Annotated in this window: 9 protein-coding genes; 6 read left to right on the forward strand and 3 right to left on the reverse strand. The window is 34.3% G+C overall.

The features are described from left to right. Positions 1–299 precede the first annotated feature (299 nt). On the reverse strand, positions 300–659 hold the full coding sequence (locus tag OEW78_RS08295) for a hypothetical protein (protein ID WP_300326824.1): 360 nt from the start codon (positions 657–659) through the stop codon (positions 300–302). A gap of 402 nt (positions 660–1061) precedes the next feature. Here OEW78_RS08295 and OEW78_RS08300 point away from each other — a divergent pair, with 402 nt between their 5' ends. The 4 genes from OEW78_RS08300 to egtB all read left to right on the forward strand — a co-directional run bounded on the left by OEW78_RS08300 (position 1062) and on the right by egtB (position 5193). Next, positions 1062–1589, forward strand: a complete 528-nt coding sequence (locus tag OEW78_RS08300) for a hypothetical protein (RefSeq protein WP_300326825.1) — start codon at positions 1062–1064, stop codon at positions 1587–1589. Between the two features lie 458 nt (positions 1590–2047). Then, entirely contained in the window at positions 2048–2335 is a 288-nt protein-coding gene (locus OEW78_RS08305) for a hypothetical protein (RefSeq protein ID WP_300326826.1), read from the forward strand. Positions 2336–2390: 55 nt separating this feature from the next. Further along, positions 2391–3833 (forward strand): proline--tRNA ligase, encoded by a 1443-nt coding sequence (gene proS, locus OEW78_RS08310; RefSeq protein WP_300326827.1) that lies wholly within the window; start codon positions 2391–2393, stop codon positions 3831–3833. Between the two features lie 49 nt (positions 3834–3882). Further along, positions 3883–5193 (forward strand): ergothioneine biosynthesis protein EgtB, encoded by a 1311-nt coding sequence (egtB, locus tag OEW78_RS08315; RefSeq protein WP_300326828.1) that lies wholly within the window; start codon positions 3883–3885, stop codon positions 5191–5193. Here the strand turns inward: egtB and egtD are convergent. After that, the gene (gene egtD / locus OEW78_RS08320; protein ID WP_300326830.1) at positions 5190–6212 is read right to left on the reverse strand and encodes an L-histidine N(alpha)-methyltransferase; all 1023 of its coding nucleotides are present in this window, start codon (positions 6210–6212) and stop codon (positions 5190–5192) included. The two genes, egtB and egtD, sit on opposite strands and share 4 nt — an antisense overlap. 95 nt (positions 6213–6307) lie before the next feature. On the opposite strand from egtD, the gene OEW78_RS08325 reads away from it, so the two are divergent. Next, positions 6308–7273, forward strand: a complete 966-nt coding sequence (locus OEW78_RS08325) for an ABC transporter ATP-binding protein (protein ID WP_300326831.1) — start codon at positions 6308–6310, stop codon at positions 7271–7273. Here the strand turns inward: OEW78_RS08325 and OEW78_RS08330 are convergent. Next, positions 7270–10794 carry a chromosome segregation SMC family protein gene (locus OEW78_RS08330; protein WP_300326833.1) on the reverse strand — a complete coding sequence of 1175 codons (3525 nt, stop codon included), beginning with the start codon at positions 10792–10794 and terminating at the stop codon, positions 7270–7272. The two genes, OEW78_RS08325 and OEW78_RS08330, sit on opposite strands and share 4 nt — an antisense overlap. Positions 10795–10972: 178 nt before the next feature. On the opposite strand from OEW78_RS08330, the gene OEW78_RS08335 reads away from it, so the two are divergent. Further along, positions 10973–11510 (forward strand): carbon-nitrogen hydrolase family protein (locus tag OEW78_RS08335; protein WP_300326835.1); only part of this gene is annotated, 538 nt, incomplete at its 3' end.

An 11510-nucleotide genomic window follows, 5' to 3' on the forward strand; every position in this document is an offset into this window, starting at 1 on the left:
TCCTGTGACCAATCCAAGAGTTTGAACTATTTGTTTTCCTTCTATGTTTGGGGTTGTAGACAGTATTATGCTCATAATATACAATGTGAAAAATCCAACATATGCATTTGGGTTCATATGTAATAATTAGTAACCAGAGCATTAAAACAAAACACAGTTTTTTCATATCTGGTTTCCACCGATGAAAGTTACAGATAAAACAATTTGAATGACTAGTAAATGCATGATAATACTTTATTTCACACATGGAAATTTGTAGGATAAAAGATGAATTTGGTTTTAAAAAATTAAATAAAAAATTATGGTGAGATGCCAGACCCGCTAACGTTTCTGTCCCATGTATCCACCATTGGGTTTTGTCTTTGTTCAAGTTCTTCCCAGTATCCGTTTAATTTTCCCGAAGGAACATTGAATGTGGCAGATACTGTCTCACCAGCCTGTGCACTGCATTCAGGTACAACCACAATCATTCCATGTTGTGATTCTCCAACACAGCCGTATTCCATGTTTGCAACGACAGTCACGTCTTCAGTAACCTCTGTAGGAATATAGTTCCACGGAGTTACTGTGAAAACCACGGCAACAGCAATCCCTGCAATCATTGCAGACAATAGTACGCGTCGCGATAGTCTTCCTTCTGTTTGTTTTTGTTTGTACATTTCTCCTCGCTATGTATTAGTCGATCTTGGATTTAATCAGGAAGACTACAGTGTGGTCAATTGCAATTTTAGACATAATTGTAAGATAATCTGGAATGGCAAATCATACTCTAGTCGAATCTATGATTTTTACCACGTGATTTTATTCGCAAGATTGTCTTACAGCAAGGACACCTGATCTCAGAAGTGTCCAAAAACAAGCCACAATAACTGCAGCGCTTCTGACCATACTCATATCGCTTTGCATTGCTCATCGGAGCGCCTTTGGAGTAAATGCATATTCCTCTGCATGTTCTGCCCATATGGTAAACATCTGCAAAATCCGATATATTGTGTCAGACCACAATGTGGTCAAGTGCAGCTAGACTGATAAAACAGTAAAAATTCAAAACTATCAATACAATGAGCAGCAAAAAGACATCAAGCATCTCCTTTAGAATAAATGAAGAATATGAAAAAGTGCTGCGAAAGATAGCTGAAGAAAACAAGACAAGTCTTAACACACTTGCCAATCAGATTTTTGGCAACTATGTGGAGTTTGAACTATACGCCAAAAAATTCGGCACATTGCAAATGAGCACAGACACGTTTCGCAGAATGCTAGATGTCATGGATGAGAACAACATAATAGACATTGCAACAAGATGCGGAAGCCAGGAGATAAAGGAATTCATCTTGTTCAAATGGAAAGAGATCAGCTCAAGAACCGTAACTGATTTTATCAAAATCTATTTTGATCTTTGTGGCTATGGAAGATGCAATCTGGATGAAACAGAAGGAAAAGTAACGTTTAGCGTACATCATGACCTTCAGAAGAAGGGCTCGTTGTTTTTGAAGCATCTTTTTGAATCCTTGATCAGAACCACATTGGACAAGGATTGCAAAACAAACGTCACCAATGACACGATAACAATAAGTTTTCAACCCTAAGTGCACAGGGGCATGCAACCACCAGTACGGCAACTGTTGGAATGAGTGCACCCATAATCAAACCAGAAGAACCAAAAAAGAACCATTGCTGCAATATGATGAAACACCAAAGGTGAGCAAGCAATGAAAGCACTCACACTTGGCTTATTTTTGAATAAGATGACATAATCCTCTCTCTTTTCTTTGAGGTCTTTCAAGAACATAATACCGTCAATTGATTTTAGTTTGTGATATTCTGCAAACTTTCTTAGATGATATGTACTGCTCTCGGGTTTTCTCACTCTGAACGTGTTGCTCAAAGATCAAAATACTTCTTGGCTTACCTTTCCCATCATACATACCTAAATCTGTCAGAATACTAGTGTTTAAACGCCATTATAGTTCTTTTAATTAAAGTTTGAACTGTTTTTAGATCTAAAAAACGCTAGTAATAAATCACCGAAGAGGATACACCATACATGACAGAAGAATTAGAACACAAGTTTGAAGTAGTAATTCAAGAAAGAGAAGGCAGACAAAAACTTCCAGACCCAGTCAAAGAAGAACTAAAAGCATCAGGAATGATGGATGAAAAAGGGAAGTTAAAATTAAAAGGCGTTAGCCCAAAAATGCTCAAAAAAATGAAGCAAGAATTTGTTGACTGTCCAGTTCTGAAAGAAGACATTCATTTCATACAGTGTTTCGTATGTCCAAATTTCCAAAGCAGAGTTATGGGCAAAGTACTTTGTAAAGGCGACAAACTCTAGTTATTCAGATTCTCACGAAAGGCTCATTAGTTAAATTAATTCCATCAATTCTAGTTTGGTTAAAGAAGACGTAGGAATAACGGTTTCAAAAAAAGATGATTTTAGTGAGTGGTATACGCAGGTAGTTCTCAAAGCAAAACTTGCAGACTATGCTCCGGTTAAAGGTTTGATCGTTCTCAGACCAGATGGATATTCAATTTGGGAGTCACTTAGAAGTACATTTGATAATAAATTTTCAAAAAACGGTATCAGAAATGGATTTTTGCCAATACTAATTCCAGAGTCACTCTTGGGAAAAGAGCAAAAACATTTTGCGGGTTTTAATCCCGAAGTTTTTTGGGTTACTCATTCAGGAACCAACGAGATAGGAGACAGGCTTGCATTAAGGCCAACGTCAGAAACCCTAGCTTACACACTTTATTCAAAATGGATTCAGAGCTGGAGGGATTTGCCATTAAAAATTAATTTTTGGAACACAGCATTAAGAGCAGAGATCAAAGCCACAAAACCATTTCTTCGAACGTCAGAATTTTTGTGGCAAGAAGGACACACAGTACATTCCACAAAAGAAGAAGCAGAGAAAGAGGTGATGAAGATTTTAGATATTTATAAAAATACTGTCGAAGAAGAGTTGGCAATTCCTGTTACAACAGGGAAAAAAAGTGAAAAAGAAAAGTTTGTCGGAGCAGTATATACAACAACCATGGAATCCATAATGCCAGACGGAAAAGCATTACAGATGGGCACATCGCATTTCCTTGGCCAGAATTTTTCAAAGCCATTTGAGGTTAAATTTGCAGATAAAGACAACGTGGAACATTTTGCATGGCAAACATCATGGGGGGTTTCTTGGAGATTGATTGGGGCAATGATCATGGTTCATGGGGATGACAAAGGACTGGTATTGCCGCCAAAAGTAGCTCCAATGCAGGTAGTAATTGTGCCGATATATAGAAACGATGAAGGAAAAGATCAAGTGATTTCAAAAGTAGAAGAGATCAAAAAAGAATTAGAATCTAAAGGCATCAGGGTACACGTAGATGAAAGAGAAGGGTTGTCTCCAGGATACAAATTCAATGACTGGGAGTTAAAGGGAGTACCGCTAAGAATCGAAATAGGGCCTAAAGACTTGGAAAATGAGAGCGTTATTCTTGCAGAAAGACACAACTCAGAGAAAAAGAGCTTAGGATTCACCGAAATAGGGAAAATTCCCACAATACTAGATGAAATTCAAGTAGAGATGCTAAAGAAAGCTAAAGAAACCGCAAGAATCAACACAATTGAAATTTCAGATTATACAGATTTTAAATCAAAAATTGAAAAGGGAGGATTTTTCAGTTCACCATGGTGCGGAAAATTAGAATGTGAGGAAAAAATCAAAGAAGAGACAGGAGCTGAAATAAGAGTAATCCCATTTGAAAGTGAAAACACATGCAAAAAATGCATTTATTGCCAACAACAAAGTGTATCAATACCAGTTTTTGCAAGAGGATACTAGTCTACAACACCCAACAAACATAATAATAGAAAAAATAATTTTTTTAATTATGACTTCAAACCCAGAGTTAGACTCGGACAATTCGTTGCTAAATCAGTTTAAAGAAACACGAAGCAGGACATTAGAGCTTGTAAAGACGCTGGAAAAAGATGATTTCGTCGTTCAGACTGCATTTTTTACGAGTCCGCCAAAATGGCATATCGGTCATGTAAGTTGGATTTATGAAGCAATTATGAGCAAAATAGACAAAAGTTATGAATTTTATTCAAAAGAATTTTCAGAGTATCTGAATTCGTATTACCAACAATTTGGGGTTCCGCATGATAAAGGATTACGTGGAGTAGTGTCAAGGCCAACAACAGATCAGATATTTCAGTATTTTAACACGATTAATCAGAGAGTTGAGAAATTTATCAAATCCAAAATTTTGAATGAAGATGCAATCAAGTTGATAGTCATGGGATTTCATCATGAATGTCAGCATCAAGAACTTCTAGTATATGACTTACAACATTTACTTGCAGAGCAATACAGACCTGTAAATAAAAGCAGCAGACCAACTCCAATCAGAGTAGAAACAAAATCAATTCAAATCAAAGGAGGAATATACATGATGGGCAATAAAGGAGATGAATTTTGTTATGATATAGAATTACCAGAACACAAAGTGTTCCTTAATGATTACAAAATAGATATTTTTCCAATAACTAACCGGCAATATCAAGAATTTATTGAGGATGGTGGGTATGAGACATACAAATACTGGCTATCAGATGGATGGGAGAAGGTCAAAGCAAACAAATGGATTGCCCCAATGTATTGGGAAAAGATCAACAACGTATGGCATGTAAGAAACTTTTTGGGAATTAGAAAAATCAATCCAAATGAGCCAGTATGTCATGTAAGCTACTATGAGGCAGATGCATATTGTAAATGGGCAGGAAAAAGGCTTCCGACTGAGGCAGAATGGGAAAAAGCAGCATGTTGGAATGAAGAAATGCAGGAAAAAACCACATTTCCATGGGGAAATCAGAACCCTACAAAGGAAAGATGCAATTTACTTGAATCATACAATTGGGGCTGTTCTGAAGTAGGAGCATATCCCCAAGGAACAAGTCATTCAGGATGTCAACAAATGATTGGAGACGTATGGGAATGGACTTCGTCCGAATTTACAGGATATCCAGGATTCAAGTCAGGATTTGATGAATATAACGATAAATGGTTTACAAATCAAAAAGTTTTGAGGGGAGGATCATTTGGAACTCCGGAAATGTCAATTCGGGGAAGTTACAGAAATTTCTTCAGATTGGATGAACGTTGGTTATTTTCAGGATTCAGATGTGCCGAAGATATTTAGTTTTTTGAGACAAGGGTAAGAGAGAAGTATGTTTTGTCATCCAACCAAACATGATTAATTTTAAAACCAGTACTTTCAAGAAGATCATTGATTTGTTCCAGAGTATACTTGTGAGAGTATTCAGTATGAATCAATTCATTTTTTTTGAGATCCAGTAACAGATTTGATTTTGAAATTAATACAGACTGGTTTACAAGAGATTTCAGATACATTTCAATCCTTTGATCTTCTTTATTGTATAATGAATGATGTGAAAAATTATTCAAATTAAAATCAGCATCAAGTTCATCATTAATTCTAGAGAGAACATTAAGATTGAATTTAGCAGTGACGCCTTGTGAATCATCATATGCAGATTCTAAAATTTCAGAGTCTTTTACCAAATCCAAGCCGATTAAAAACAAGTCACCAGACTTCATTGTTGAATTTATTTTTTCCAAGAATTCTTTTCCATCAGAGTGGGAAAAATTACCAAAACTAGAACCCAAAAAGAGGATTAGATTTTTTTTATCATCGTAATTTTTAAGGAATTCTAATCCGCCTTCATAAGTATCAACGATACCAGTAATGTGAAGACTGTCATAATCCCGGAGTAGCTGTTCAGAACTTTCAGTCAAAATTTCAGATATGTCTATCGGAAAGTATTCTGTTTTAGACTGTAATTTTGTAAAAATATCAAGAATCAGCCTAGTTTTTACAGAGGCACCACTTCCAAGCTCAACCAGTCTGAACGACTCATCTATAAAAGAAGGCAATTCGTCCTGCAAATTCTTTAAAATCTGAATCTCAGTCCTTGTAGGATAATATTCTGGCAGAGAGCATATGGTTTCAAATAAATCAGAGCCTCTTTTATCGTAGAAAAATTTAGGAGGAATAAACTTAGAATTCCTATCAAGGCTGAAAGAGATCTCGTCAGCAAAAGTTTTTTCAATTTTACTAGCATGGGGTTTAAAGTATTGAAGATTGGAATCAACAACAAATTTTTTGTAATCTAGGTTTTTTTGTACAGTTTTGTTCAAGTATTAGTGTGGTCATCATTTAACATAAATGCTTTATCCCAAAGTTTACGCATGAAAAATATTTCTTGATATACCACTTAATCCAGAGATATCCAATGAGTGAAATATTAAAAGTGAATAATCTAAAAAAATATTTCATAAAAAAGGGAATGTTTGGAGCAAAATCAGTCACAGTCAAAGCAACAGACGATGTGTCATTTGCCATAAAACAAGGAGAAGTTTTTGTTTTAGCTGGAGAATCGGGATCTGGGAAATCTACAATTGCAAAAATAATTCTAAAATCAATCAAATTAGATTCTGGAAAAATATTTTTTGAAGGACATGAAATTGATGATCAAAAAGAAAATCTAGCAAGAATTAGAATGAATTGCCAAATGATCCATCAAGATCCATATGATTCCATCAACCCGAGAATGAAAATAAAAGACATTGTGTCAGAACCACTTGAGATACACAACATTGGAAACAAAGAAGACAGAATCAAAAGAGTAATCGAGGTCTTGCAAGAAGTAAAACTAGAGCCTGCCGAAGATATTCTAAAAAGATATCCACACATGTTGTCAGGAGGACAAAGGCAAAGAGTAGTATTAGCACGAGCACTTGCACTAAAACCAAAAGTGATTCTTGCAGATGAGCCAGTTTCTATGTTAGACGTTTCAATTAGAGCAGAGATGCTGGAATTAATGCAAGAATTACAGAAGAAATACAATATTTCATTTGTTTACATTACACATGATTTAGCTACTGCAAGATATTTTGGACAAAGAATAGGGATTTTGTATAAAGGTAAGATTGTAGAAATGGGTCCGATAGACCAAGTTCTTGTCAAGCCAAGACATCCATATACTCAGGCATTAATTGATGCAATTTCAGAGCCAGATCCAGACAATCTACACAAAGAAAGAAAAATCAGAATTAAAGAACCAGTTAAAACAGAAATTGAACAAGGGTGTAAATTCAGAGCAAGGTGTCCATACGCAATTGACAAATGCATAGAAGAGCCAGAATTAAAGATAATAAATAACGAACACTATTCTGCATGTTTTGTGAAGATAAACTAAGAAGTTTTTACAGATGGCAGACGTTTGTCTTTGTACGTAACAACATTTGAGACACCATTCTTTGGAAATACACCGTAGATCAGTTTTGCTTTTTGGATAACAGAATCTTTTAGAGACACCATGATAAACTGGCTTTCTTTAGATCTTTCTTCTAAAATTTTTGCTAGTCTTTCAGAGTTTGGAGCATCTAGGTGTGCATCTACCTCATCAAACAAGTAAAATGGAGAAGGTTTTAGTTTTTGCAACGCAAGAACAAACACGATAGCAGCTAAAGTTTTTTCACCGCCACTAATGGAAGTGGATTCTCTTTTTGGTTTATTTGGAAATTGAATCAAATAAGAAATTCCAGAATTAAACAGGTCATCTTCATTTTGTAGTTCTAACCACGCATTACCTTCAGTCATTTTATTGAAAATCAAGCGAATTTCTTTATCGACTTTGTCAAAGGCATCCAAGAAAGTTTGTCGTTTGTCTTTTTCAATATCTTCAATGAATTTAACAATAGAGTTTCTTTCTGCCTCAAGAGAATTCTTTCTTGTAGACATTGAGCGGTATCCGTATGATACTTCAAGATATGTTTCAGGAGCTTTTGCATTTAGTGCGTTAAGAGATGCCAATTCAGTTGTTAATCCTTGTACAATAGATTCAACATCAAATGTTTCCATATTTTTGTCAAATCCAAATGCAGACAAAATTTGTTGTAATTTAGCCTCATTTTCAATTAAATCATGCAAATCACGGTTAAGGGAATCAGATTGTCGTTCTAAAGTATTGATCTGCTTTGTCAATTCACGATCTTGTTCAGATAATACTTTGAGTTTATCATCAAATTCTTTCAGATGTCCAATAGAAGATCCAGATGTGGAGATTAATTCCTGTTCTTTTTGACGTAAAGAAACCAATAAAGCATTCTTTGGTTCCTTTTGTTTTTCTAATTCTTGAATTTTTGCTTCTAGTTCTTGACGTTCAAGATTCAACGAATTAGTTTCATCATCAAGGCGATTAGACTGAGATTTTTCTCGATGGTATTGAGTTTGAAGTGTTGTTAGTTGCGAAGATTTATCACGATATTCATTCATAATTGTAGTGTATAATTTTTCAATGTCAGATTTTTTAATATTTATTCTAGACAATTCATTTGCAATTCTATCCTGTTCTCCACTAGCATAGTTTTCATCAACAATTGTAATTCTTTCTTGTAAAGATTCTATGTGAGATTCAGTAGTACTTACTTCAGATTCAATAGCATTATTTCTAGAAGTTAATTCAGAAATTCTTTTTGTTAGTTGTTCTTTCATGTTAATTGCCGATGCAATTCTAGATTTGAGATTAGAGAGATTTTCAGATGCAGATGTTAGAGAATTTTCAGAGATTGATAGTCTATCATCATATGATTGAATAGACTCTTCTAATTTTTTTAATGAAAACTTTTTCTTCAACATGAATTTTTTAATTAGACTGATTGATTGGAATAATCCATCAATATCACTACTCATAGAGATAAGTTTTGTAAGTTTTGAAATTTTGGAATCAATATCAATTACGACTGTCCCTCCTTTTGCCTCAAAAAATTCACCATCAAGTGTGACTGATTTATAGCCCATTTGAGAGACATTATAAGCAGATTCTCGGTTTTCAGTAAGAATGATGTTCCCAAACAGGAATGTTTTGAGAGAAGAATAAGCAGGATCACATGATACATAGTTTGCAAGTATTCCTACAACTCCAGATTCCTTAGGTAATGAGAGAGAGAATTTTGGGATTGCATCAAGTGGAATTATTTTTAGTTTTGGAAGTTTCCTGCTTCTAGCAACTTCAGCAATACCAAGTAGTGTTGCAAAATCTTTAACGACGATTGCCTTAATCCAATCAGAGCTTACTGCTAAAACAGAACGTTCATATTTTTTGTCCCAAGAGATCATCTCATAAACTAGTCCTTCAATACCAAGCTTATCTGCATCTTCTTTTAATTTAGCAACAGTGTAATCTTCATGCATAAATCCTTTGACGGTATTAATTTTTGATTCGTATTGATTTGCAGCTTTACTTGATTTCTCTAAAATTAATCCAAGTTCATCCATGTCATTATTTAGTTTAGATTTTTTTGTCTGTAATTTTTCAATTCTAGATTTTAATTCAGTAATTGATGCATTATGATTGTTTAACATAGTTTCTAGTTGGGATTGATAACCAGTTAGTTGAACGATATCATTTTCTAATTCAGAAAGCTTGGCAGTGTTTACATTAATTTTGGTTTTAGATTCATCTTGTTCATGTAAAACTTTAGAAAGTTTTAGTTTAGCATCATTTAGTTGTCCTGTGAGAGTTTTGATTTTATTGTCAATTTCAGATTTTTTTGCAGCGGCCTCTGATTGTTCGGTAAGAATTTTATTTCTTTGAGTATCAATTACTTCAAGATCATCATTAATTTTACTTTTCTTGATATTAGTTTCTTCAATAGAATTTTTAATTTTTTGTACTTGTACGTCAATATCACTTCTAACTTGATTGATTTCATCAATTTCATTTTGAATCTCAGGCAATCTGGCATTGATTTGCTCTATTCTTTTCTTTGATGCAGATATTGCAGTGTTGTCTATTTCATATTGTTCCATTGCAGTACTAATTTCTGCATCAAGTGAGGCTTTTGCTCTATTGTAATCATTTGCTTCAGCCATTAACTTTGTTTTTTCAGTTTCTAAAGAAGTGATTTCTTCTCTCAAAACATTTCTTTCGGCATCAAGTGAAGTGACTTCGGTAGTCAATTCCCTTAATGTTGCTTCTTTTGAGTCTTTTTGGGCAGAAATTACCTTCATTTTGTTAGCAGCAGCTATTGCCTTATAGCGATTTAATTCACGTTCCAAAATATCATGTCGTAATTTTTGATTCCTTTCTTCTTCTAATTCATCAATTCTTTTTTTAATTTCGCCCATTTTTGCAAGAGCAATTTCAAGTCTCCTATCTGCTTCATCAAGTTGTTTTACTGATTCAGTTTTTTTATCATCAAAATATGATAGGCCAATTAAATCTTCAATTGTTTTTCTTTTTTCTTCGGAAGTGAATTCTGAAATTCTAGTTACAGTACCTTGTTGAACTGCGTTTAATTGTCCCAATCCAGCATTTGCCATATCAAGTAAATCTAGAATATGACTTCGGTTTGTTTTCTTTTTGTTTAGATAGTAGGTATTTTCACCAGCGCCATCCATTTCTCTTGTAATTTCAACAATATCAGAATCAACTGGAATTTTTCTATCAGAGTTATCAAAGTGAACACTAGATCTTGCCAATTTAGGTCCACGTCTATTTCCTTCAATATCATGAATCAGTGATCGTAATTTATCGACCCTCATAACTTTGGGTTTATTTTCACCCATTGCAAAAATTATTGCATCTAAAATGTTACTTTTACCAGAACCGTTTGGTCCAGAAATAGAAACTAATCCAGGTTCAAACTGTACAGTAGTATTCTTGAATCCAAATGATTTGAAACCGAAGATCTCGACTTTTTTTACATGAACCAATACTAGTAATTTCTTTTTACGTAGGATAATCGATGCTTAACAAGTTTAGTTGACATAATTGCTTAATTTTTCTTGTTATGATATGATATTTTTCGTAGCGGTAAAAAATACATTGAATTTTTATTGGCAGATCGCATGATTGCGCCTACTATAATTACTGAAAAGAAATTATAGATTCATGGTAAAGCTTGGATTAATACAAACCAAACCACAAAGTACAAATCAAAAAGGAATTTTCGAAATATCAAAAATTTTAAAAAAACTAGGGAGGCTAAATACAGACATCGTATGCCTGCCAGAACAATGGCTAAGAAATAATGAGATCAGTGATTTTGAGAAGGAATTTTCAGAATTTAAGAAGATAGCAAAAGAATTTTCCATGACCGTAATCCCAGGAGCATTCTATGAAACTACCAAAAATAGAACATCAATAGTCTCCCCAATCATAGGCCCAAACGGCGAATTTATCGGAAAGCAGGAAAAAATCCATCCTTTTGACTACGAGAGAGACAATGTTACGCCTGGAAAAGAGACCAAAATTTTCAATACTGCATGTAGATTTGGAGTAATAATCTGCTATGACATGGTTTTCCCTAATGTTGCAAATACATTTGTAAAAAAAGGAGCCCAAGTACTATTTTCACCAAGCAGGATAGTCAAAAGAGGAATAGAGCCTTGGAAGATGTATGTGCAAATCAGGGCATTAGAAAACAGAA

The organism is Candidatus Nitrosopumilus sp., from assembly GCF_029882185.1.
In the GTDB taxonomy this organism is placed as follows: Archaea; Thermoproteota; Nitrososphaeria; order Nitrososphaerales; family Nitrosopumilaceae; genus Nitrosopumilus.